The organism is Virgibacillus sp. M23, assembly GCF_034190895.1.
In the GTDB taxonomy this organism is placed as follows: domain Bacteria; phylum Bacillota; class Bacilli; order Bacillales; family Amphibacillaceae; genus Virgibacillus; species Virgibacillus salarius.
In genome coordinates, this window is the sequence record NZ_JAWDHA010000066.1 from 1 (window position 1) to 23,715 (window position 23,715).

Below are 23,715 nucleotides of genomic sequence, written 5' to 3' on the forward strand. Positions count from 1 at the left end.
GAGGTTGATAGGTTCGAGGTGGAAGCGTGGTGACACGTGGAGCTGACGGATACTAATCGATCGAGGACTTAACTAACTTCTTTTGGTTGTCGTTGAATGATCTCTTATTTAGTTTTTAGGGTACAAATGAATAAGTAATGTATCCGCCTGTAGATATGAGAAAGCATCAAGCAAGGAATGGTTCCGAGCAGATGTTGATTTATCGAATTAAGAAATGTCTGGTAGCAATGGCGGAGAGGTCACACCTGTTCCCATGCCGAACACAGAAGTTAAGCTCTCCAGCGCCGATGGTAGTTGGGGCTTTGCCCCTGCAAGAGTAGGACGCCGCCAGGCATTTTTTTATACTTATTTATAAGTAATACTATTACTATATTTACATGTATATTTTTTATGGTATGATAAAAGGTAATACTGTGTACCTAGCTTAATTATTGATCTATCCTATTCCACAGTAGCTCAGTGGTAGAGCTATCGGCTGTTAACCGATCGGTCGTAGGTTCGAATCCTACCTGTGGAGCCATTTTATGCTTCCATAGCTCAGTCGGTAGAGCACCACCATGGTAAGGTGGGGGTCAGCGGTTCAAGTCCGCTTGGAAGCTTTCCTATAAACCTTGAGATGCAAGGGTTTAAATAAAAGAACACCACTTTTTTATTAGTGGTGTTCTTATTTTTGATACGAATTTGATACGAATGATATTTATTTTTGATAGGGATTGTACCAACGAAAAGCACAAAAAATACGCTTCGGAACTATTTTGGGTTATTCTTGTATCATTCTAAATAATTTACCATTTTAATCTGATTATATAGAATTTTAAGCTATATCTTTGTTTTTAGAGAATATAACAAAGCAAATAGCCATTATATTTAAAAGTAACATTATTCCATAATATATATTTGAAGTGTCATCGAGGTATTCGAAAAAGTACCGAATGATATTCAAAGACAGTATAATAATTAAAATAATTATTTTACGACTCATGTAGACATCCTTTCTTTAAAGAAAATATTTTCTTTCACTTTGAGTTGGTAAAGTACATTTAATTTGTTTACTTATTCTCTTCCTATATTTAGCAACTAATTTATAGAAAAAGTTTCTTATCGGTTTTGGTACTATTTTTAATATAAGTATCGGAAAAAATAATTTATTTGCTTGAGCTATTACGTGGAGAATTGCATCTGAGTATATATACATTTTATTAGAATTAATTAATATTATGCTATCCACGTTATCTCTAATTTGGTTTTCCATTTTAAAATCATTGTACCATTTGCTATTAAAACTTGTAATCCTTAGCGATTTGTTCTTGTTTATTTTTAAAAGAAATTTAATAAAGTTACTACAAAAGTTGCATTCTCCATCATAAACTAGAATCACCATTAAATTTCCTTCTCCTCTCTTTGAATACCTATATATTTCAAATTAGTAACTTTATCTTTAATATACTTAAAGCGATGGCTATATTCTCTATCACTCATAAATTGCAAGTCTAAAACAATCATAATAGCACCAAATGAACTAGACCCATAAAAACAATAATACTTAGATGAAACAGGATTGAGCCAAGTAAGCTTAAATAAGCGAGTATATTTATTGAACACAAAAAAAGGAAAGAATAACTGTGTGAATATAGCCAAATAAGCTCCTAATGTCAGTAATAATGGAGAATTCAATATTAAGTGCTTCAAACCTTCAAACTAATTCATGCTAAAGGCACCTATATTTAGAATATAATACAACGCTGTTCCATCGGAGTTGTTCTTATTAATCTAAAATTTATGTTTCTGATGAATTCTATATAGTAAATGGTTCAACGGATAATAGGGATTGTACCAATGAAAAGCGAAAACATACGCTAAGGAACTGTTCAGAAAACCAGAATTTCCAGCGTAATCCTTATATTTCTCCTTGTCTTATGCTCCTACTTCTCTAGTTTTTTTAATTACCAATCTTTTTCTATTTTCCATCATTCTGGGATAAATTGTCACTAAATAATACGTATATATGTTCGTTTTTTTATGATATAATAAGAACAAACGTTCTTGGTGGTGACCTTATTATGAAAGGATTGCTGAATCGTTCTGTCAAAAGTAAGCAAAAAATAATTATTATTTATTTGGATAGCAATAATAATGTAACTGAGCGTTATATCCGTGTTCTAGAAATACGCGAAAAGAGTATTTTGGCTTATTGCTTCTATCGGAAAAAGGTGAGAACATTTACGCTAAAGAATATTCTTTCAGCAGGATTAGTTAGAAAGCGAGTGGGTGCGTAATGAGTGTAAATGATCGAGGAAGTATTAAATGGACCGCAATGATGATGCCGGAGCATATAGAGTTATTGAAGCAAACATGGCAAGAACAAGAGCGCAAACAAAAACCTATTATAGATGAACAAAAACAAGAGGAAATTAACTTGAAGCTGCAAATGGCAGTGAAAAATGAGCTAACCATCGATTTAAAGTATTTTTTGAATCACGATTTTTATAAAGCTAAAGGGAAAGTAGTCAGTATTGATAGACAGAACAGGTATATAAAAGTGGCAGGCCAATATTTACCTATAGAAAGTATTATTGATGCCTGGATTGATTAAATTTACTTTTTACTAGCAATATATAGTGCGCCATTTTGTTGAATTTCAGCATAAAAGACATCCGATATGGAAGGTACTCCCCTTAATTGAAGTTGCTTTTCTAACCAATGCTTATTTAGGTTTAAGGCAATTAAGTTATTTGTATTAATCTTTCCGTCAGCAATTACAGTCGTTGAGGTAGGTGGAATGCTATTCGTGGCTGGAGGAATGTTCATATCTTTTTTGGTTAACGATTGTTTCGCCTCTTTCTTCATGACGGATAGACTGCCATCTGTTTCAAATATTGCATATTCGACATCCGAGACAGCGAAAACGTTTTTCTTCCTCAATAAAAGGTTTAAATCGTCAATATCTAATCTACTTTTCCGAAGCTCATCCTCCACAATTTCTCCTTTTCGAATAAGAATAATTGGTTCCCCTTCAATAACGTAACGAACGCGTTGTGATTTTATATCTAAAAAACCAAGAAATATGGTAAAAGCACTCCAGCATAGTAATGATAATATTCCATGGAATAGACTGAGTGTAGGGTCAACTGCAAATGAAGCAGCTAATGTACCGATTGAAATAGCAGAGACAAAGTTAAAGAAGGTAAGCTTAGAAATTTCTTTTCTTCCCATAATTCTTGTTAATGCAAGTAAGATAGTAAAGGAAACAGCTAATCTTAGTACTAATTCGATAGTGGACATAATAAGCCTCCATAAACAAAAGGTGTTTTTAGTATTGTTCCAAACATTGGAATTAAAATGTATGAATTAGGATAATTAAAAGGTTGCAGTATAAACAAATAAGAGAAAATTATAGGTACCATCATCGACAGTTCGATACATCACTATTTGGCGATTGACAATTGGAAGGGAAGCAAATGAAGAAATATTATCTCTATATTTTTATTAGCTTGAGTATGTGCTTGTTTTTAACGGGATGCTGGGACCGCGTGGAGATTGAGAATCGAGGCTTTACCGTTGGTTCAGCGATTGATCTAGTTGAAAAAAAAGAAGATGGTACGTTTGAACTAATGCTTACCAACCAAATGGTTGTCCCCTCTGGATTAGGGTCTCCTTTACAGGGAGGTAGTGGTGAGCAAAAAGCATATAAAAATATAACTGCAACGGGCGAAAGTATTTTTGAGATTACCCGAGAAATGTCGACATTATCAAGCAAGACTCCTTTTTTCCAACATATGAAGGTATTAGTTGTTTCAGAAGACATCGTTAGAGAACCACATCTATTTGGAAATATACTAGATGTTCATATTCGCGATCATGAAATGCGTAGAGGGATAAGACTTGTCATAGTAGAAGGAAAAGCAAAAGAGGCGTTAAATATCCTACCCATAGATGAAAAAGTACCTGCATTATATATTGAGTCTTTGATGGAGAACAACTATAAAAATGCAAGCTCACTACAGCCAGTTCATATAGGACAAGTTCAAGAGTTACTGCTAAGTAAAAACAGCTACACGATTCCAGAATTACAGATTGTTAACGATCATTCCGTTAAGTACAAAGGAGCTGCTGTATTTCAAGGTGATACCAATCACATGATATACTCCTTATCTGATGATGAAACCATGGGGCTAAGCTTTTTGACTGATACGAAACAAAATGGACCGATAAAAATCAAGGTAAATGGACATATGGTTGTAATAGAACTAACAGATGTTAAACAAGATATATACTTTAAAAATAAGAAAAAGGAAAACTTACAGGTCGATATAAATATTGATGTTAAAGGGAATATTGGTGAGAGATATGGACTTACTAGTGTATTTAGTAAAAGCTATATAAATAAGGTGAAAGCGGCAACAGAGCGAAAGGTGCGGGCACTGGTTGAAAGAACTATCAACAAGGTGCAAAAAGACTTAAAAGTGGATGTGCTGGGGATTGGTGACAAGCTGTATCGGCGACATTATGATTTCTGGAATACGGTCAAAGACGATTGGGAGAAAGGAGAAAATTATTACTCCCAAAGTAATATTCGTGTGAATGTAAATGTGAAAATTAAAATGGTAGGCTCTTCAGACAAAGTAGAAACGATCAATAAATAAAAAAAACATGCATCCCAATAGCTGTTTGGGGAAGCATGTTTTTTTGCAATTTTTATATAAATTTATTTTTATACATCTCTAATCGCTTGCATGCAAACTCGTATTCTACATTGAATAGGTGCATAATTTGATATGGGGATGCCTTAGGAATGCGTTGTAGCATGAACGTAGGTACACATAAGTGGTAGCTAAAATAATTTGCTTGCCACTCTTGCAGTTCAATGAAGGCTTGAGGTAAATATTCCTGACGACCAGCATGCCATAGGTTATGTGCTATTTCATGGGCAAATTCCTGCCATTGAACTTGTTCGTTATTAGTGGCATTTAAAAAAATAATGCATTTACCATTCTTGTACACAGTTTCGCTGCTAAATTCCCAAAAGTATACGGGTATTTTTAAGGAGTTAGATATATTCTCGATTCTTAGCTCAGTAGGGATCTTTATGTTAATTTTTGCTAATAAATGTTGGATGTAGTCTTCTGTCCTTGAATATAAATACATAGTAGCCCCCTTAATAGAATGTATGTTCGTTTTTGGTGTAAAATAGATGGTGCACAATGTTGTACACCTAGTATATTTCATGTATATGTGGAATCAGAAAAGGGTATATTTAGTGACCATGTAACTAAAGCTTACCAATTAATAATGCTCATACTCAATTAAAATATGATGAACTAAAAAATCATGTCTGATCCTCTTCTTTAAAGGCCTCCCAGATTCTTTTAAGTCTACGGAGGTCTTCTTCTTTATTTTTTGGTAATTCTTTATACCATCTCTCTAAAGATGGGTCATTACGAAAGGCTGCAAACGCTTCTTCTTCCGAAAGCCTAGGATCATCAGATCGCCCTAGTAAATAATCTGTTGTACTAGATAATACAGTTGCCAACCGATCCAATTCATGATCTTTGATCGGTCTATCTCCTAGTTCAATTCTGTTCATAACACTCACATTTAAATGAACACGTTTGGCAAGTTCGCGTTGACTCCAATTTCTACTTTCCCTTAACTCAATAATTCTTTTTCCTATATTCAACGTAAACACCACTTTCTATATCAGCAACTAAATCATATCATAATTTCCAAAAAAGAAACAATTCATTTCTTAAACAGAAATACTTTTTTTGACATTTCTAATATAGCAATGTATGATAAGAACACATGTTCTGTTAATTAAAAATGAATGGCTGGGAGGAAGTAACATGTGTTCAAACAAAAATAGGAGTGTAAGGAACAACAATTGTGTTAAATGGGTAGTCAATGAATATAGGCGAGATAAGCGAACCGGTCCACTATTACCAATATCAAGAAGTAATTATGCGCAGCTTTTATTTGAAAAGGGGGCGGGCTTCCATGAACAAGGAACAAATCGAGAGTACGTTAAAAGATTATCATTGGATGATTAAAGAAATAAATCGACAACGTAAGCTTTTAAATGAGGATATTGGTACAAGGTTGGTAGCTCCTTCAGGGATAGAATCATCACTCCCAAAAGCACAGGGAACCGTAAGCGATCCGGTAGCACAGGAAGTAATAAGGCGGGATAAGAAGAGTTCTTGGATTGTTAAACTAGAGAAGAAAGTGTTATTTATTCAAGAAAGATTGCCAGCTATCAAAGACCCTAGAGAGGCTACGGTTTTAGAATGCATGCTTGATGGGATGACAATAAGTGCTATAAGTCAGCATATGGGACTTTCAAGAAGGCATATTTATAACATTAAAGAATCAATTGTAGACAAAATTTCACAGTTTACACACTCTTCTCAGTAAATGACAAGTTAGAATAGCTTGATGTAGACTAGAGTCAAGCAAGATAAATCAACAACGATTTCTCACAGATGCATGTCCGAAATGACGTAAAACTAAACATTTCTTAGCTATCGATAGATATTAAAAAGTCGTGAATGCGCCAATGCGTGTTTAGGGCTTTTTTTTATTGAAATGGTAGTGAAGAAAAAGGAGGTGAAATTCAAGAGAAGATGAATAGTGGTTTGTAGTTGCATTAAGGAAGTAGGAGAGGAAGTACTTACTATTTTATTTAAATTCGGAGGGAACAAAATGGCAGATAATCAAATTAAAATGCAAGAAGGAAAAAACAAAATATTATTATTTCGTTTGCTAGAAAATCAAAGTGAAGAAGCAGCAAAGTTAGTATTTCAAACAGAACATACGTTTAGCTACTCTCGTGAGTTAGAAAGGATTATAACAAAGGATGGTTCCTTAATTAATGTCGGAGAATTAGAGTCAGAAGTTAGCATTGAAGCAATTCAGGCAATGGGTGATCCAGTAGGTGATATGCTTCGCCAATCTGTTATTAAAGGACAAAAGCTTGAACTATGGGAAGTAACAGTAGATGAGGAATTAAAAACACCAGATAATAAGTATCCAGCTATCTATGCTCAAGGTTATTTAGACTCTTGGGAAGACCCGGCAAATGCTGAAGAAAATGCTACAATATCTAGTAACTTTACAGTAGAAATGGAGCCACAATTTGGCGAAGCTACGTTGACAGATGAGCAGCAAGCTGCAGTACAGTACGCTTTCCAGGATACGACAGTCGAAGCACCAATTGGAGAATAAAAACGTATAAGATGAAGCATATGAATTCGTCATAATAGGTGAATTCATATGCTATTTTTATCAATAAATTCAAACACATGGAAGGTGGAAAAATAATGGAATTTGTAATTAATGGAAAAAAACATGATTTAAAATTTGGAATTAAATTTATTCGTGAACTAGATAAGGAATATGAGGTGGATTACCAAGGAATGAAATTTGGTATGGGCGTAAATATGGCATTTATGAACCTACAGCAATTTAATCCAGTGGTTATACATTCTGTAATGAAGGCAGCTACTTCATATTTAGCTACACCACCAACGAATCAGCAGATAGAAATAGCTATTGAAAATTATGCGCAGGAGAATGATGGATTACATGACCTTTTTCTTTCATTGAAAGATGAATTGGGAAAGTCGCCGGTCATGAAGGACACAATCAAACATTTTCAGAAGACAGCAAAAGTGAACAAATAGTAGATTCGGAACAAACATATGAGGAAATTATTATAAATTGCTTTCGATACTTGGCTTTTACCAGTCTCTATCACATTGAAGTTCTAACGTTAAGGGAATATTTATTAAGACTACATGCATTTCAGTTACAGCAAATAGATAGAGAATATAACATGCATAAGCAGGCTTGGTTGAACCATCAAGTGACGCTAACAAAAGAACAAGGTAAAAAACAGGTTCCTATTTATAAGCGATTTAAAGACTTCTTCGATTATGAAAAATATTTGAAGGAGTTGAGAAAGCCGAAAATACGTTTAAACAATCAAATGAAGCGTATGGCAACTATTGCAAAACAAGTTAATTCTAAAAAGGGGTGAGAAAAATCTATGGAAAATCCTAAATCGTACATGGAAAGTTTTATGACAGACATGGGTACATTAAAGGATGTTAGTGGATCATTTACTACACTACAAGAAACTATTGATCCAGTAGTAACTCAACTATCTGAAATGGAACAATCACTTTCGTTTATACCAGGTGTATCAGAAGGGATTACACAAGTGCAATCTGTTCTTGAGCCATTTCTGGGTGTTCTTGGTGGAACAGCTAATACTTTAAATACGATATCTTCTGCTGTAACAGGGTTTATGCCAATGATGCAGGAGCTACAGTCCATATTTAGTGGGTTATTTACCACTTTACTCAACAACCCGTTTGTTTTAGTTATTACATTAATTACCTTATTAGCAGCCACGTTTTTGTATTTATGGAGTACCAGTGAGACTTTTAGGGATATTGTAATTGGAGTTTGGGAATCTATTAAGACATTTATGATGCCTATTATTCAGGAGATAGTTGGATTTGTAATGACTATATGGGGTTCCTTGACGACCTGGTGGATAGAGAATCAAGCCTTGATAATGCAGACATTTAAGACAATTTGGTCAGCTATTCGTACCGTCATAACTACGGTTATTGGGTTTTTACTCCCTTATTTAACAACAGCATGGCAGCTCATTTCAACTGCAATTACGAATGTTTGGAACGTCATAAAAACAACTATAACGATTGCTATGGAGATCATTAAAGGCGTAATTACAACGATTATGAAGGTGATTACAGGCGATTGGTCTGGTGCCTGGGAAACAATAAAATCTATGTTTTCTAATGTATGGGAGATTATGAAGTCGTTTGTTGTTATGAAAGCTACAGAAATCTGGCAGATGATAAAAAATAAATTCACTCAAATTAAAGACACGATTTCATCGTTAATGTCTAATGCCAAAAATGCGGTAGTCCAAGGGTTTATTACAATGGTGACAAATGCTATGACAAAGGCTCAGGAAATAGTATCAGCAGTGCGACAAAAATTTCAAGAAGTATTTCAAGCGGTTAGAACAAAGCTTGCAGCAGCAGTTGTAGAAGTAGGAACACAAATTGCAAAAATGCCAGGAAAAGTACTAGAGCTGGCTGGAAGAATGGTTTCAGCTGGTAAGGATCTCATTATGGGATTAATTAATGGTATTAAGGAAAAAGCAACAGGTGTAGCAACAGCAGCTCTTGATGCAGCAAAGAAAGCGGTAAACGGTGTATTAAGCTTTTTGGGAATTAAGTCACCATCTCGTTTATTTAGAACTATTGGTGATGATACGATGGCTGGGTTTGCTATGGGTATCGATCATATGTCTAAGAAGGTAGTCGATTCTGCAGTTGCTGTTTCAGACAAGGTGCAGGATTCGTTCAATCCACAATTTTCTATGCCAAATATCTCAGGACAGATTAGTAATGTAAATCGAGCGGCCAATCAAAGGATGGAAAATCATATGACAAATGAATGGGTTCATAAACAGCCAGCACATGTAAATGTAGCTATCGGTGGACAACAATTTAGTGCTTTTGTAGAGGACATAACGAAAGTACAAGGACGGCAGAGATTAATAAAAAAGAATTTTGAATAGAGGTGGTGTTTTATGTATAAATTTGTTAATCCAACTGATACTAACACAATTCAAAATGTAACTTCACTTCAAACATTATTCAATGGTAATAATCTAGATAAGGAGTTAAGTGATGATACAGGTAGTTTTGTAACATTAACAGTAAGTGGTCGATCAAATTTAAATCAGCGAATTAATACCATTGATGTACCTGGGTTAGATGGAACAAATGAGTATAGTAATCCAACTTTTGATATAAGAGAAATAACTATTAAATATAAGCTCACTGATCAAACGAAAGAAGGATTTAGGCAGCGTTATAATCGACTTAATTCTTTATTAGACGGTTCAAAGAAAGAACTCGCTTTTACAGATGAAGACGCTGTTTTTTATGCAACATTACAAACAAATGAGGTACCAGAAGAAGAAACGAATAGTGTTATTGGAAACTTAACCTTCTTATGCTCTGATCCTTTTAAATATGGTCCAGAACAACAAATCAACTTTACTGATAATGTAGCAACAGTTGTAAATGATGGTACAGTTGATACAAGCCCAATATTTCAATTGGAAGTACTTTCTCCAATAACATTTGCCATGATTCAAAATCAAAACGGAGATTATATGATGATTGGTAAACCTTATGATATTGAGGGAATGGAGCCTACCCAACCTTATACAGAAATATATAATAATAAACTAAACAGTTTTACAGGATGGTCTAAGATTCCTGGTGGATATATATTTGATGATGACTTGTTAGGAGGAGTTGTGGATGGTTCATTAGCGATTGGGAATGGTCAATGGTATGTTAAAGATTATGGGAGTAATCCAAATGGTTGGCATGGACCAAGTAGAAAAACATCATTTGAAAAATCGATTCAGAACTTCCAAGTTAAACATTATATAACAAGTCTAAGCTATACTGGGCAACTTGGAAAGAATGCTTTATTTTTACTGGACGACAATAATAATATTGTTGCATCAATGGGTGTAGTTGATCAAACTATTTCTAAGTGGAATAATCATGTTGTGTTTAATCTTGCAGGAAACAAACAAATATTTAAATTTCAAGGTTTTAATAATACTCAGATGTGGCTAAGGTTAACAAGAAAAGATACATTATTCACAGCGGAAGTATATCAACTAGATAAGAATGGCAATGTGCATAATAAAGTAAGTAGAGTATTTGAAGATTTAAATGGTCAGTATCAAGCACCTATTACACAAGCCGCAGTTTACGTTTCTAATTATAAGGATTATTTTGCTATTCCGATGTATGTAAATCAACTACAAGTTAATCAAGTAAACAATATATCAGAAAATCAAATCCCTTTTATAGCTAAACAAGGAGACGTTATTACCTTTGATCATGATAAACAAAATCTATTAATAAATGGTGAAAGTAGAAAAGACCTTAAGGATTTCGGGGGAAGCTATTTTCGGTTATTAACTGGTCATAATGAATTATTTTCTTATCCAAAAGGATCTATTCAATCAATTTGTAATTATAGGAAGAAATTTTTATGACAGTAATTCATATCTTAGACCATAATACAGATAAAATCTTAGGGGACTCTACTACTTATTATGATGAAAATCATGTGGAGAATCTTAAAAGAGAAGAAACTTTGTACTTTATAGAACCTCCTAATAGTAAAATAACTTCATTCCTCAATAAAAAAAATCGTGTAGTAGTTCCTGTTGATAATGGTTTTTATCGTGAATTTATTATTGAAGAAGTAACTGGAGCTGAGGAAAAAGAAGTGTATTGCAGTGCATCACACATTGAGTTAAAGAACTTTAGACCGATATCACCAACGGTTTTAAACGGAGCAACAGTAAATACATCTTTAGATTATATTCTTAAGGATACGGGATGGAAAAGAGGAATTACAGATTATAGAGGAACGTGTAATGTTGTTTTTGATGAGTATATAACTCCGTATGATGCATTATTGCACATTTCTAATTTAGATATATATGATTTAGAGTTACAGTTTAGAATTGAAGTAGCTAATGGAAGAGTTTTGTCCCGATATGTAGATATGGTTAATAAGCGAGGTAAGTGGCGTGGGCGAGAAATTGAGTCAAAAAGGGATTTGATTAGCGCAAAACGGACCGAAATTACACGTGACGTAGTTACAGCACTTTATGGTATTGGACCAGAAAAGGAAGATGGTACTAGAGAAGTTGTTATTGTTGAAGATGATGAAGCCAGACAGGTGTGGGGGAGGAAGGTTAATGGAGTTATACATCACATTTGGGGTATATATATCCCCCCAAACTCCCAAGAAATAACCAAAGAAAGATTAAAAGAATTAGCAGAAAAAGAATTGGAAAAGAGGATTAATTCTGTAATTCAATATGAGGTTCAGGGAATAGATATTGAACAAATATTTGATATAGCAGAAGAGAAGGTAGAATTAGGCGATTATATTAGGATTAAGGCAACTGAGTATAATCCCCCTCTATTTCTTGAAAGCAGAATTATTTCTATAGAAGGTCCTATACGTAATAGATCACAGAAAAAATATACACTGGGGGAATTTATTGAATATACCGAAAGAGAGGTTAAGTATAATTGGGAAAACTTAAAAAATAAAATAAGTGAAAAAGTTAGTTTAATGCAATTAAAGAATTTTTCGGAGCCCAAAAAAATAATTAGCGATAAACCGCCTGTTAATGCACATGATGTAGTATGGGTGGACACTTCTCAAAATCCTTATGTGCCAAAAGTGTATAATTTAGGTATGTGGGAAAAAATGACACCTACTGTGGCGGAAGAAATAGGGGCTTATAATAAAACACAAGTTGATGATATTACAAGTGATGCAGATCGATTAACTAAGGGTATTATAGACGTTAGTGCAGTGACGTTGCGTACTTCAAGTGATGGTGCTCGTGTAGAATGGGACGGTTCGAAAGGATTAGTTCAATATAATTCAAACAATATTGCTACTTCATGGTTGGATTTAGAAGGAAATGCACATTTTGAGAATGGTTATTTTAATGGAGAAATACATGCAGAAAGTGGAACTTTTAAGGGAATATTATCAGGTGCGACTGGAACATTCTCAGGGAAGGTTGAAACCTCTCAATTAATTGTAGATAATCCAAATATTGAACAAGATGGAATGGTTGGATTACGGTTACAAACAGCAGCATGGCAAGCTAACGAACAACAACCTTTTCGAAAAACAGGTCATTTAGAATTTAACACATTAAACGATGCGTTGGAAATTTATAAAATAAACCTAAGTGGTGATGAAGTTCCTCTTGATGGCTTTAGAATTAATGTAAAACGGTCTGAATTTATTGGTGATGTAATTGCAAGTGAGAGTTTATATGCAAATAGATTGTTTACTAAGACAATTTACAGCAGTTGGGATCAAAGTAAATTTATTTTAAATGATTATCAAAATGGGAGTATTTCGATAAACGCTTTAGGTAACAACTTGTACTTGGGATATGTAAATACGTCAGAAGTAGTTTCCAATCGCCCTTTTCGAACGGTAGATTTATATGTTAACTCTATTAGAGCAAATACCTCAAGTAATGTTTATTTAAGGGTTCCGGATTCTGGAGGAGAAGTAGTTGTATCTTCTAGCACATCAACTGCTGATTATAAACCTATTCGAGCAAGTGACTTTATAAATTCATCAAGTGAAATGTTTAAAACCAAAATCCATAAATACAAAGGTAGTGCGTTGGAATTATTTAATCAAGCAGTTATTTATCAATATCTTAAAAACGGAGAAACAGAATATGGATTTATAACAGAAAGAGAGACACCGAAAGAAGTTATTAGAGGTAATGGGGTTAGTAGTTATTCAATTCAGGGATTAATAGTAAAAGCTATACAGGAATTGTTTGAGCAAATGAATCAAATGAAAGGGAGGTTGGGAATGTAATGAAAAAAATAAACGGAGATCGTCTATCTGAAATTCAAGCAATTGAATCAGCAAAAATAATAGCACAATTGCAAAGAGAAAAAGTTTATTTAATTGCTGAATTGGAAGAATACAAGAAAATGGAAATCCAAGAACAACAAGATAGCAATACAGAGAATAAAACTTATTAAGTGTTGTTTTTATTTCATAAAAAAATGAATTTGCATATTCTAGCTTTTTAAATGCTAATTTCACAATTTAATTGCTTAATTAAACATTATCGTTGTATTCTAATTTGTGTAGAAATAGGGGGGGATAATAATAGTACAGCCAAAGGTAAGGGAAATGGAGAATAGTGAAAGGTTGGCGATAGTAGAAACAGAGTTAAAGCAACTTAATAAAACGATTACTGCCATGAATGAGAAACTGGATATTTGGAATCAAAGTTATCTTCCTAGAAATGAGATTTACATGATGTTTGAAGTACGTGATAAGGAAATCAAGGCAATTCAACAAAATATTTTATTGGAAGAAGAAAGTAAATGGAGTTTACGTCGCTTATGGCCAGCCTGGTTAGGTGTGGTTATAGCGGCTTTTTCATGGCTAGAAAAATTGTATTAACGGGGGCAGACAAACGTGGACAAAGGCACGATCATTCGTACGCTAGTATTGGCATTGGCGTTGCTTAATCAATTTTTGATAATTGCTAATCTAAACCCTATACCTGGAACAATGGAGACGTGGGGCGAAGCAATCTCTATTATATTTACTGCTACAGCAAGTACATGGGCTTGGTTTAAAAATAACTATATTACGTCAAAAGGTAATGAACAAAGGAAAGTATTACAGCAATCTAATCTGACAAGATAGTCAAGCGGCTAGTCCAAACGGGCAAGTCGCTTTTTTAATATAAAAATAATGAAGGAGGAATTTTTTATGACAAAAATTTTTATTGATGCAGGACATGGTGGTAGTGATCCAGGAGCAACTGGAAATGGATTACAGGAGAAGGATGTTACGTTGGCCATTGCTTTAAAGCTACGTGATATTTTAAACAGTGATTATGAAGGACATTCGGTTATGCTTTCGCGGACAACGGATCAAACATTATCCTTATCACAACGTACGAATATGGCTAATAGCTGGGGGGCAGATTATCTCGTTTCTGTTCATATTAATGCAGGTGGAGGTACTGGATTCGAATCCTACACTTACAATGGTAGCTATTCAGGCAAGGCTGAAACGAATCGATTACGTGCTATTGTGCATAATGCCATTGTGAATGAAACAGAGTTTAGGGATCGTGGAAAGAAGGAAGCAAACTTCCACATGGTAAGAGAATCTGCTATGCCAGCTGTGCTTACGGAGAATGGTTTTATTGACAATGCTGCAGATGCAGCAGCATTGAAGTCGGATGCTTTCCTAAATAAAATTGCTCGTGGTCATGCAGAAGGTTTAGCAAGTGCATTAGGTCTTACCCTTAAAGATGTAAATGATGGGCAAGGATATATTGAAGTAGTTGTTGATTCATTATGGACTTATAATACGGCAAATTGGAATGATAAGGCAGTTATAGTAAATCAAGGGGAAGTCTTTACTGTCATTAGGGACAAGTTCCCAGTAGATGGAGGTTATATGTATCAAATTAAGAGCGGATTGTATATTACTGCAAATCCAACCTATGTAAGGTATTATACGAAATAAAAAATCCGCTAAGGGTGTTGAATCCCCAAAGGTTACTAGATAAAAAAGATTAACCTTTGGGGTTCACCTCACTGTGAGGGAGGATCTTTAACTTTTGCTTATTCAAAATAAAGATCAAAACCTTCAAGTATTTCTCTAGCAGTTTTATTTTTTGCTTAATTGCTTTAAACCTCCACCATAGAAATTTTATCCCACATATAACTGACAGTAAAACCCTCACTGATTGAAGTTTCACTTTATATAGGGTTGGGCGCCTCTGTTAGTCTGTCAAGGTGCTTATGATCGAACCCAGTTTTCCTTTTATGCACATTACTAGCTACATATTTATGTTCAAAAAGTTAATATGGAAATTGGAAACCAATATGATGCTTATGAGCTCCCGATATCTAAGCCAAAATATACCAATTCACATAGTATAATTAAAATTACTATTAACTTAAAAACAATCCTCAGTTCGTACTAATTTTTCCATTAATACCTTTTTAAAATATTTATGTTTAAGAAAATCTACTATAATTAAATTAAGAGGAAGAAGAATTCATAGTACTTGTCTAATGGTAAGGCTTTCTTTGTTATTTTTTGAATAGAGTTGGAAGTTTCCTTAACAATTGTAGCCAGGATAATAGCCAGGGTGGGGATGGCTGTATACATATTGCATCGGGTTATAAGGGTGTGGTAGCGGCATGTTTGGATAATGAACTGAAGTATAACCTTGGTTGTTATTTTTTGATTTGCGACTACATTCATCCGTTGGTCCAATAATAATGGTTTCGTTTTTTATCGGTGCAACGGCCTCTTTCCATGCTTCTGGATCTAAGCAATACGTATGAGCTATAACGTCTACAGGAGTTTTTGTCAAGATATCTGACCCTAAGATATATTCAGGATATGGCGCGTCAAAAATGGCTAGTAAATGTGTGTTGTTCTCTGACGCTTCTTCCCAATGCCACCATCCCTGAGGTATATTTGCAACTTGGCCTGGTGTGATTGGTATATTTTTAACTTCGTTATTGAAAGGGTTCATAAAGGAAACGACAGCTGAACCACTAATACAATACACCAATTCTGCTGCGTTTTGATGATAATGTGGCTCAACAACATGACCCTTGCTTAAATAGATATCAAGTATCGATACATTACTTAATGTATTTAATACATCTCTTCCTAACCGGTTAATATAATTCTCGGAATTCCTTGTAAATAATCGATTCGTATTTAAATCCGAGAAATATTCCACGTCAGGCTTTGTGTAATCCATGTAAGAAGTTACCATAAGCTTTTCTCAACTCCATATATTTAAAGTTATTCACATCATATCTTATGAAAAGGTATGGAAAGTGTGACAAATGCCTATATTGCTTACAACTAAAATTATGAGAAGCTTGCGAGAAAGAATACAAATGACATAGCGTTATGATGAATTAACGAAAGTATGGAACGTGATAGGGTGGCTATAGAAGTAATTCAAGCTAACAGGTAGGAATAAGTTTGATATAGTAGCCTAGCCATCGGTGTTCGTTTAGAAGGTAAATGACCATGTCTATAGGGTGATTGTTAATAATTTTTCTTTTGACATAAACAAAGGACGTACACGAATGCACGTCCCACTACTAACCGCCAATAATATGGTATCCAGAATCAACATGAAGAACTTCTCCGGTAATACCTCGGGAAAGTTCACTCATAAAGAATAGTGTAGCATCTCCAACTTGATCCTGATCCACATTTTTTCGAAGAGGAGCTTTTTCTTCGATCATCCCTAATTTTTCGTTGAAACCAGACACTCCTTTGGCTGATAGTGTACGAATTGGTCCGGCAGATACTGCATTAACTCGAACACCATATTTACCCATATCTTCAGCTAAATATCGCACGCTTGCTTCTAGAGAGGCCTTGGCAACACCCATAACATTATAGTTTGGAATAACCCTTTCTGCACCAAGATAAGTTTGTGTAACAATACTTCCACCCTCTGTCATTAGGTCCTTTGCGGCTTTTGTTACAGCTACTAAGGAATAAGCACTAATTTCCTGAGCTAGTAAAAAGCCATCTCGTGATGTGTCTGCATACTCACCTTGTAATTCCTCTCTGTTAGCAAAGGCTACTGAATGAACGACTCCATGAATGGTTCCAATCTTTTCTTTTATGGTAGAAAAAGCTTCAGTAATGCTCTCGTCATTAGCTACATCACAGGATACAATCAACTTAGCTGTAATATCATGCTTATCAAGAAGCTTTGTCAATTTCTTGTAAGAACGATCTTGTCTATATGTAAATATTAGATTTGCTCCTGCTTTATGTAAGGATGATGTTATTCCCCATGCGATGCTTCGTTCACTTGCAACACCCATGATAACAATGTTTTTTCCCTCTAATAAATTCGTCATCAAAGTACCTCCATAATAATTCTTTTGTACATTATAACCTATCCCATAAATTGAAAGAAAGTCTTATCTATTGTATCATAGGACACTTCGTAATAAATTGCATCAAACCTTTGATCTTGTAGGGGTTGAAACGAAAAAATAAAAAAAATTAAATTCCCCCTTTACAAACCATTCATATCTGGGTATAATGAAATTCGTTGGTTTACGACAGAGTTTAACAAAATTCGTTGTAACATATGCCAAATAAATGTTTGGCCCGTTGGTCAAGTGGTTAAGACACCGCCCTTTCACGGCGGTAACACGGGTTCGAATCCCGTACGGGTCACCAATATTATTTTAATATACGAGTGGTTTTGGAGGATTAGCTCAGCTGGGAGAGCACTTGCCTTACAAGCAAGGGGTCGCAGGTTCGAGCCCTGCATCCTCCACCATAAAGCCGGCCTAGCTCAACTGGTAGAGCAACTGACTTGTAATCAGTAGGTTGGGGGTTCAAGTCCTCTGGCCGGCACCATTTTTTACAAACCATGAATAAATTATAATATATAGTTAACAATATGGAGGGGTAGCGAAGTGGCTAAACGCGGCGGACTGTAAATCCGCTCCCTCAGGGTTCGGCAGTTCGAATCTGCCCCCCTCCACCATTTTTATTGTTGGGCTATAGCCAAGCGGTAAGGCATCGGGTTTTGATCCCGTGTACCCCAGGTTCGAATCCTGGTAGCCCAGCCATTTTTTTATTTATGGGTCTTTTTTTAAGAAGAGCCCTATTTTTTTGATGAATGAATTTTTCAACACGAGCCATTAGCTGGCCGCAAGCATCAGCGAATTAACTACTAGATGCAGGCCTGCGAGGAGTGTGGCATCAGCGAGTTGTCATTCAACACGGCGAGCACCATTTTTTGTCAAGCTAAAGCTTAACGTATAAATTATTATTTTCAACACGAGCCATTAGCTCAGTCGGTAGAGCATCTGACTTTTAATCAGAGGGTCGGAGGTTCGAATCCTCCATGGCTCATTTATATTAATAGTATAGAAACGTCATATAAAAGGTGGGATAAACAAGGTCGTTATGGAATGTAGCAGCCTTGTTTATTTGCATTTTAGAGTGATTTTTTACATAATAGTAACAGTTATTTTTTTATACATAGCATGGTATTATGATATCATGTTTTCTTGAGTGAAAGTCCTTAAAGAGAGACAACATTTTCTAATGAAAAATGGTACAATCGTGATATAATTTTACTATAGATAATGCCTGATAATAATTTATTCCGTACGAATTTCTATATACAACAATTAAAAGGATGATAGGCAATGGAGACCTCCAGAATTCCTGGTTTTTATAAGAAGTCGGTGGAAGAACGCAGAGATTTGCTGAGAGACATGCATGGGTTGACAGATCAAGATATAAATACCTTAGCTGAGAAGGAAGCGTTATCCCCTGATACAGCTGATAAGATGATTGAAAACGTTATTGGTACTTTTCCCCTTCCGTTAGGATTAGGATTGAATTTCTTAATTAATGGGAAAGAATATGTAGTACCAATGGCGATTGAAGAACCTTCTGTTGTTGCTTCTGCTAGCCATATTGGGAAAGTAGTGAGAGAAGCAGGAGGTTTTACAACTGAAGCAACAGAGAGAGTCATGATCGGACAAATTCAGGTTGTTGGATGCCCAGATTTGCAACAAGCTAAAGATAAATTGGTAGCAAAGAAAGATGTACTAATTGAAAATGCTAATGCTGCTTACCCAAGTATTGTGGCAAGAGGCGGTGGTGCAGAAGACCTTGAAGTACGCATACTAAATGAAGAATCCAACTCAGCTTATCAGCAAATGCTTATATTGCATTTATATATTAATACATGTGATGCAATGGGAGCGAATATTATAAATACCATGGTTGAATCGTTAGCTCCGATGGTTGAAGAATTAACACAGGGCAAAGTTTATTTGCGTATTTTGTCTAATTTTGCGGATAAATGCTTAGCACGCGCAAAGTGTGTTATTCCTCCTGAGCTTTTAAGAACTGGTGATTTTTCTGGTGAGGTAGTAAGAGATGGTATAGTAAGCGCCTATGAGTTTGCTGCTTCTGATCCCTACCGAGCAGTAACGCATAATAAAGGAATTATGAACGGTATCGATCCAATTGTAATTGCAACCGGAAATGATTGGCGGGCTGTCGAAGCTGGCGCTCATGCTTATGCGTCTCGAAATGGCCAATATGGTTCAATGACAACGTGGTCGGTTGATAAGTCTGGAAACCTTGTCGGTGACTTAGAATTGCCAATGTCAGTAGGAACGGTAGGAGGATCTATTCGTGTTCATCCTATTGCAAAAATTGCCCATAATATCTTAAATGTTGAATCTGCCCAAGAACTAGCACAGGTAATAGTAGCCGTTGGTTTGGCACAGAATCTAGGTGCGCTAAAAGCATTAGTTACAGATGGTATACAAAAAGGCCATATGGCTTTACATTCTCGTTCTGTTGCTATTGCAGCAGGAGCTACTGGGGAGTTGATCGATATCGTATCTGAGAAATTAGTAGAAATGAAGGAAATCCGTGTCGGAAAAGCTAAAGAATTGGTGGAAGAATATACAAAATGAGTGCAGAAAAGGCAACAACAACAGAAAAAACAGCTATTGGAATAGCTCATAGTAAACTAATTTTAATCGGAGAGCATGCAGTTGTACACGGACAACCTGCTATTGCTATTCCGTTTCCATTAGTAGGTGTAGAGTCCGTTGTGGAACAAGTACCAGGTACAGTGAAAATTGATACTACTTTCTACCATGGTCCACTTACGTTGGCACCAGAATCATTACATGGTATTGTGCAATGTATTCAAGGAACCTTAGAGTATTTAAATATGCCTTGTCAGGACTTGTTAATTCGCATTAAATCCTCTATTCCACCTGGAAAAGGACTTGGGTCAAGTGCTTCAGTGGCTATTTCGGTAGTCCGTTCATTATTTGCTTATTTTAATGAGGACTATACGGATGAGGATTTATTACGATTGGCTAATATAGCAGAAACCTTTGCACACGGTGCTCCAAGTGGTATTGACACGTTGACAATTACATCCCAATCCCCTGTTTGGTATGAAAAAGAGCATCCTATTGACTTTATAGAACTAAGTGATGATTTTCATTTTGTAGTCGCGGATTCCGGACGGATCGGCGATACTCGTTTGGCTGTTGAATCCGTTGCTCATCTAGTAAAGATGGCTCCAAAGAAAATTCATCGTAAATTGGAGCGCATTGGTAAATTAACACATCATGCAAAGCAAGCGTTGGAAAAAAAGGGTAAACATATTTTGGGACATATGTTAAATGAAGCCCAAAAAGAACTAGAGGCGTTAGGAGTAAGTGATGCTGGCTTAAATCGCTTAATTAATTTTGCCCGAAAAGAAGGAGCATTAGGTGCGAAACTAACAGGTGGCGGTAATGGAGGTTGCATTATTGCTCTTGCCCAAAATGAGGTACACTCCAGACAGCTCGCTGATAAATTAAGAAAATTTGGCGCTCATGCTGTTTGGCCATTTGTTCTAAAAGGAAATAAGGACAAATAATAGCATAGAAGGAGACTCATGCATGAAAGCAACTGCTAAGGCACATACAAATATTGCCTTAATTAAATACTGGGGAAAGCGAAATGAATCCATTATACTACCAACAAATAATAGCCTATCACTTACCTTAGACGGCTTTTATACAACAACAACCGTAGCGTTTGATGATTCTCTTTCTGAAGATCGATTTAAATTAGATAACCAACTGATAGCAGGTGATCAGTATAATCGTGTTACAGCATTTCTTGAACTGATAAGAAAAATGGCAGGGAAGCACATTTATGCAGATGTTGAATCGGTAAACGATGTTCCGACTGCGGCAGGCTTTGCTTCATCAGCATCTGGTTTTGCTGCATTGGCTGCTGCTGGTACGAAAGCAATTGGATTGAATTTAACCAATCAAGAGCTTTCTCAATTAACACGTCAGGGCTCTGGATCTGCTTGTCGTTCTATATATGGAGGCTTTGCGGAATGGGAAATGGGAACGAAAGAAGACGGTTCAGATTCATATGCTGTACCGATCGCACCAGCTGACCATTGGGATATCCGAGTCGCCGCGGTAGTGTTATCATCTACCAAGAAAAAGGTGTCAAGTCGTACAGGTATGAAGCGGACGGTAGAGACGTCGCCATTTTTCCAAGGGTGGATTGATAGTATCCCAAATGATTTAACACAGATTAAACATGGCATTCAAGATCGTGATTTTCAAAAAGTCGGGGAAATTGCTGAAGCGAATTGCTTGAAAATGCATGCAACAACTTTAGGTGCTAATCCGCCATTTACTTACTGGCATGATACTACACTAGCCGTCATGCAAACAATTCAAGAAATGCGTGCTCAAGGTATTCCAGCTTATTTTACAATTGATGCAGGACCAAATGTTAAAGTTCTCTATTTACCTGAGCATGAAAAAAATGTCGAACAGACACTTATAAATTTACCTGGTGTATCAGATATACGATTAAGTAAACCGGGTCAAGGAGTAACCTATTTGTAGGGGTTGAACGATTTGTCACAAACATCAATGACTATAAAAGTACCAGGAAAATTAATGATGGCTGGAGAGTTTGCCGTATTACAACCAAATAACCATTTGGTTGTAATGGCTGTTGATCGTTATGTATTTACGACAATCCAGCTAAAGGATACTAACAAGATTAGTTTAATGGATTTTCAATTAACGAATCTATCATGGAAATATAGCGATGGGAAAGCTGTCATTGCCTCTGATGATCCGCGAACCCGTTTTGTAGAAGAAGCTATGACAATTGCCATCACTTATTTGAATGAAAAACAAATTTCACCAGCACCTTTTCAACTAACTATCAATAGTGAGCTAGATGATGAATCTGGTGTAAAATATGGGCTAGGCTCTAGTGCTGCTGTAGTAACCTCAGTTATTGCTGCTATTTTAAAACAATTCCTCCCATTTGACCCTACTGCTCAACTAATATTCAAACTTGCATCGATCTCACATGTTATTACACAAGGAAATGGATCGGGTGCTGATGTAGCGGCATCTTCATATGGAGGTTTTCTTGAATATTCCTCTTTTCAAGCAGAATGGTTAAGAAAAGCTCATAAAGATGCTAAATCTCTAACTGAACTTTTGCAATGTGACTGGATATATTTTTCGTTAGAGCCGGTTCAATTGCCGAAAAATGTCTATATGTGTATTGGTTGGACAGGTAGCCCTGCATCCACACCGAAACTTGTCGATAAGATTTTACAATTGAAATCGGATAATTTGACACAATTTAACCATTTTCTCTCGGAAAGTGAAAAGGCGGTTTCGAAGATTTTAACCGGAATGAAGCAGAATAATGTAGAATCCCTGTTCGATGGTGTTAAGCAAAATCGACACGCGTTGGCAACGGTTGGACAACATGCAAAAATAGCTATTGAAACACCTCTTCTTTCTAAACTATGTGACTTGGCAGAAGCTTGTGGAGGTGCTGGTAAACCTTCCGGCGCAGGGGGTGGCGATTGTGGAATTGCTTTTATGCCCTCACAAGAACAAGCGCAGCAACTAATGGAGATGTGGGAAAAAGCAGGAATAAAACCACTGTCACTAAACCCAAGTCCATTTGGTGCAAAAATAGCTGAATCATGATGAATATATGGATGTTACCATAAGGTAGTATCTTTAGCTTAAAATGCAAGCAGTCTCTGGCTTATTTGCCGGGGATGCGGATATACAGAACAAAGTGAGACTCCCCTTTATCTGAAGGAGAGTTTTTTTATAGTTTAGAAAATTACATGTTGATAAATATGGGCGCTTTGAGTCGCGCCCAGAAACGAGGCGACTTCACGAATTCCTACGATAAGTCATCATCGACTCGCAAGCACTCCTTGATTCCTTTATCTCCGTTGATGCGCTCCAGTTGCTACATTTCTATCGGGAGCTTCCGCTTTTGTTCTAAGTTAAGAAAGTATAAAATCGGTGCAATGACTGCGTTAAGCCAAGTAGTTATTTTGAAATGTTTGATGTATATTGGCAATGCTCCGACTAATTACTTCGCTTTCCGTGGGCACGGCCTCAACTAACTTTGCAAAGAAGAACACGTTGC

At 35.9% G+C, this 23,715-nt stretch carries 25 protein-coding genes, 8 tRNA genes and 1 rRNA gene; 27 read left to right on the forward strand and 7 right to left on the reverse strand.

Annotated elements, in window-relative coordinates; all coding sequences use genetic code 11:
- Window positions 1–217: 217 nt before the first annotated feature.
- The 3 genes from rrf (at window position 218) to RVS70_RS18440 (ending at window position 599) form a co-directional block, all read left to right on the forward strand.
- A 5S ribosomal RNA gene (gene rrf / locus RVS70_RS18430) occupies window positions 218–333 on the forward strand.
- Window positions 334–445: 112 nt separating this feature from the next.
- Window positions 446–520 (forward strand) — tRNA-Asn (locus tag RVS70_RS18435).
- A 6-nt stretch (window positions 521–526) separates the two neighbouring features.
- A tRNA-Thr gene (locus RVS70_RS18440) sits at window positions 527–599 on the forward strand.
- Between the two features lie 398 nt (window positions 600–997).
- Here RVS70_RS18440 and RVS70_RS23440 read toward each other — a convergent pair.
- Window positions 998–1,381: a thiol-disulfide oxidoreductase DCC family protein gene (locus RVS70_RS23440; RefSeq protein WP_026682884.1), complete on the reverse strand. Its 384-nt coding sequence runs from the start codon at window positions 1,379–1,381 to the stop codon at window positions 998–1,000.
- Complete coding sequence (locus RVS70_RS18445) at window positions 1,381–1,638, reverse strand: hypothetical protein (RefSeq protein ID WP_026682885.1); 258 nt, start codon at window positions 1,636–1,638, stop codon at window positions 1,381–1,383. The genes RVS70_RS23440 and RVS70_RS18445 overlap by 1 nt, the downstream gene beginning before the upstream one ends.
- Window positions 1,639–2,060: 422 nt before the next feature.
- Here RVS70_RS18445 and RVS70_RS18450 point away from each other — a divergent pair, with 422 nt between their 5' ends.
- The gene (locus tag RVS70_RS18450; RefSeq protein ID WP_026682886.1) at window positions 2,061–2,276 is read left to right on the forward strand and encodes a hypothetical protein; all 216 of its coding nucleotides are present in this window, start codon (window positions 2,061–2,063) and stop codon (window positions 2,274–2,276) included.
- Window positions 2,276–2,593, forward strand: coding sequence for a YolD-like family protein (locus RVS70_RS18455; RefSeq protein WP_034679767.1), 318 nt, complete (start codon window positions 2,276–2,278; stop codon window positions 2,591–2,593). The genes RVS70_RS18450 and RVS70_RS18455 overlap by 1 nt, the downstream gene beginning before the upstream one ends.
- Window positions 2,594–2,595: 2 nt before the next feature.
- Here RVS70_RS18455 and RVS70_RS18460 read toward each other — a convergent pair whose 3' ends face one another.
- On the reverse strand, window positions 2,596–3,282 hold the full coding sequence (locus tag RVS70_RS18460) for a DUF421 domain-containing protein (RefSeq protein WP_026682887.1): 687 nt from the start codon (window positions 3,280–3,282) through the stop codon (window positions 2,596–2,598).
- Between the two features lie 176 nt (window positions 3,283–3,458).
- Between RVS70_RS18460 and RVS70_RS18465 the strand changes: the two genes are divergently transcribed.
- Window positions 3,459–4,643: a Ger(x)C family spore germination protein gene (locus tag RVS70_RS18465; RefSeq protein ID WP_205389419.1), complete on the forward strand. Its 1,185-nt coding sequence runs from the start codon at window positions 3,459–3,461 to the stop codon at window positions 4,641–4,643.
- A 52-nt stretch (window positions 4,644–4,695) separates the two neighbouring features.
- Here RVS70_RS18465 and RVS70_RS18470 read toward each other — a convergent pair whose 3' ends face one another.
- Together RVS70_RS18470 and RVS70_RS18475 are read right to left on the reverse strand one after the other, a co-directional pair.
- Window positions 4,696–5,145, reverse strand: a complete 450-nt coding sequence (locus RVS70_RS18470) for an ImmA/IrrE family metallo-endopeptidase (RefSeq protein WP_034679274.1) — start codon at window positions 5,143–5,145, stop codon at window positions 4,696–4,698.
- Between the two features lie 181 nt (window positions 5,146–5,326).
- On the reverse strand, window positions 5,327–5,677 hold the full coding sequence (locus RVS70_RS18475) for a helix-turn-helix domain-containing protein (protein ID WP_026681893.1): 351 nt from the start codon (window positions 5,675–5,677) through the stop codon (window positions 5,327–5,329).
- 317 nt (window positions 5,678–5,994) lie between these two features.
- On the opposite strand from RVS70_RS18475, the gene RVS70_RS18480 reads away from it, so the two are divergent.
- The 11 genes from RVS70_RS18480 to RVS70_RS18530 all read left to right on the forward strand — a co-directional run bounded on the left by RVS70_RS18480 (window position 5,995) and on the right by RVS70_RS18530 (window position 15,192).
- The gene (locus tag RVS70_RS18480; protein WP_026681894.1) at window positions 5,995–6,411 is read left to right on the forward strand and encodes a helix-turn-helix transcriptional regulator; all 417 of its coding nucleotides are present in this window, start codon (window positions 5,995–5,997) and stop codon (window positions 6,409–6,411) included.
- Between the two features lie 288 nt (window positions 6,412–6,699).
- Window positions 6,700–7,221: a phage major tail protein, TP901-1 family gene (locus tag RVS70_RS18485; RefSeq protein ID WP_026681895.1), complete on the forward strand. Its 522-nt coding sequence runs from the start codon at window positions 6,700–6,702 to the stop codon at window positions 7,219–7,221.
- Between the two features lie 95 nt (window positions 7,222–7,316).
- On the forward strand, window positions 7,317–7,679 hold the full coding sequence (locus tag RVS70_RS18490; protein ID WP_026681896.1) for a tail assembly chaperone: 363 nt from the start codon (window positions 7,317–7,319) through the stop codon (window positions 7,677–7,679).
- 152 nt (window positions 7,680–7,831) lie between these two features.
- Complete coding sequence (locus tag RVS70_RS18495) at window positions 7,832–8,035, forward strand: hypothetical protein (RefSeq protein WP_051388351.1); 204 nt, start codon at window positions 7,832–7,834, stop codon at window positions 8,033–8,035.
- A 9-nt stretch (window positions 8,036–8,044) separates the two neighbouring features.
- On the forward strand, window positions 8,045–9,616 hold the full coding sequence (locus tag RVS70_RS18500) for a hypothetical protein (protein WP_321134348.1): 1,572 nt from the start codon (window positions 8,045–8,047) through the stop codon (window positions 9,614–9,616).
- Between the two features lie 12 nt (window positions 9,617–9,628).
- On the forward strand, window positions 9,629–11,125 hold the full coding sequence (locus RVS70_RS18505; protein ID WP_051388352.1) for a distal tail protein Dit: 1,497 nt from the start codon (window positions 9,629–9,631) through the stop codon (window positions 11,123–11,125).
- On the forward strand, window positions 11,122–13,509 hold the full coding sequence (locus RVS70_RS18510; protein ID WP_321134351.1) for a phage tail spike protein: 2,388 nt from the start codon (window positions 11,122–11,124) through the stop codon (window positions 13,507–13,509). The genes RVS70_RS18505 and RVS70_RS18510 overlap by 4 nt, the downstream gene beginning before the upstream one ends.
- Window positions 13,509–13,679 (forward strand): hypothetical protein, encoded by a 171-nt coding sequence (locus RVS70_RS18515; RefSeq protein WP_161629278.1) that lies wholly within the window; start codon window positions 13,509–13,511, stop codon window positions 13,677–13,679. Before RVS70_RS18510 ends, RVS70_RS18515 begins: the two co-directional genes overlap by 1 nt.
- Before the next feature lie 154 nt (window positions 13,680–13,833).
- Window positions 13,834–14,109 (forward strand): hypothetical protein, encoded by a 276-nt coding sequence (locus RVS70_RS18520; protein WP_026681900.1) that lies wholly within the window; start codon window positions 13,834–13,836, stop codon window positions 14,107–14,109.
- Window positions 14,110–14,124: 15 nt separating this feature from the next.
- Complete coding sequence (locus tag RVS70_RS18525; RefSeq protein ID WP_026681901.1) at window positions 14,125–14,358, forward strand: phage holin; 234 nt, start codon at window positions 14,125–14,127, stop codon at window positions 14,356–14,358.
- Window positions 14,359–14,424: 66 nt separating this feature from the next.
- On the forward strand, window positions 14,425–15,192 hold the full coding sequence (locus tag RVS70_RS18530) for an N-acetylmuramoyl-L-alanine amidase (protein WP_026681902.1): 768 nt from the start codon (window positions 14,425–14,427) through the stop codon (window positions 15,190–15,192).
- Between the two features lie 601 nt (window positions 15,193–15,793).
- Here RVS70_RS18530 and RVS70_RS18535 read toward each other — a convergent pair.
- The gene (locus RVS70_RS18535) at window positions 15,794–16,465 is read right to left on the reverse strand and encodes a cupin domain-containing protein (protein ID WP_026681903.1); all 672 of its coding nucleotides are present in this window, start codon (window positions 16,463–16,465) and stop codon (window positions 15,794–15,796) included.
- Between the two features lie 337 nt (window positions 16,466–16,802).
- Entirely contained in the window at window positions 16,803–17,579 is a 777-nt protein-coding gene (fabI, locus tag RVS70_RS18540) for an enoyl-ACP reductase FabI (protein ID WP_121604327.1), read from the reverse strand.
- Between the two features lie 253 nt (window positions 17,580–17,832).
- Here fabI and RVS70_RS18545 point away from each other — a divergent pair.
- From RVS70_RS18545 to RVS70_RS18590, 10 genes are all read left to right on the forward strand, one after another.
- A tRNA-Glu gene (locus RVS70_RS18545) sits at window positions 17,833–17,907 on the forward strand.
- A 27-nt stretch (window positions 17,908–17,934) separates the two neighbouring features.
- Window positions 17,935–18,010, forward strand: a tRNA-Val gene (locus RVS70_RS18550).
- Window positions 18,011–18,014: 4 nt separating this feature from the next.
- A tRNA-Thr gene (locus tag RVS70_RS18555) sits at window positions 18,015–18,090 on the forward strand.
- 45 nt (window positions 18,091–18,135) lie between these two features.
- Window positions 18,136–18,220 (forward strand) — tRNA-Tyr (locus tag RVS70_RS18560).
- A gap of 10 nt (window positions 18,221–18,230) precedes the next feature.
- Window positions 18,231–18,305: transfer RNA gene (locus tag RVS70_RS18565), tRNA-Gln, on the forward strand.
- Between the two features lie 213 nt (window positions 18,306–18,518).
- Window positions 18,519–18,591, forward strand: a tRNA-Lys gene (locus tag RVS70_RS18570).
- 299 nt (window positions 18,592–18,890) lie between these two features.
- Window positions 18,891–20,180, forward strand: a complete 1,290-nt coding sequence (locus tag RVS70_RS18575; RefSeq protein WP_026681905.1) for a hydroxymethylglutaryl-CoA reductase, degradative — start codon at window positions 18,891–18,893, stop codon at window positions 20,178–20,180.
- On the forward strand, window positions 20,177–21,145 hold the full coding sequence (gene mvk / locus RVS70_RS18580) for a mevalonate kinase (protein ID WP_121604328.1): 969 nt from the start codon (window positions 20,177–20,179) through the stop codon (window positions 21,143–21,145). Before RVS70_RS18575 ends, mvk begins: the two co-directional genes overlap by 4 nt.
- A gap of 22 nt (window positions 21,146–21,167) precedes the next feature.
- Window positions 21,168–22,142 carry a diphosphomevalonate decarboxylase gene (gene mvaD, locus RVS70_RS18585; protein ID WP_026681907.1) on the forward strand — a complete coding sequence of 325 codons (975 nt, stop codon included), beginning with the start codon at window positions 21,168–21,170 and terminating at the stop codon, window positions 22,140–22,142.
- 12 nt (window positions 22,143–22,154) lie between these two features.
- Window positions 22,155–23,258, forward strand: coding sequence for a phosphomevalonate kinase (locus RVS70_RS18590; RefSeq protein WP_121604329.1), 1,104 nt, complete (start codon window positions 22,155–22,157; stop codon window positions 23,256–23,258).
- The last annotated feature ends 457 nt before the right edge of the window (window positions 23,259–23,715 follow it).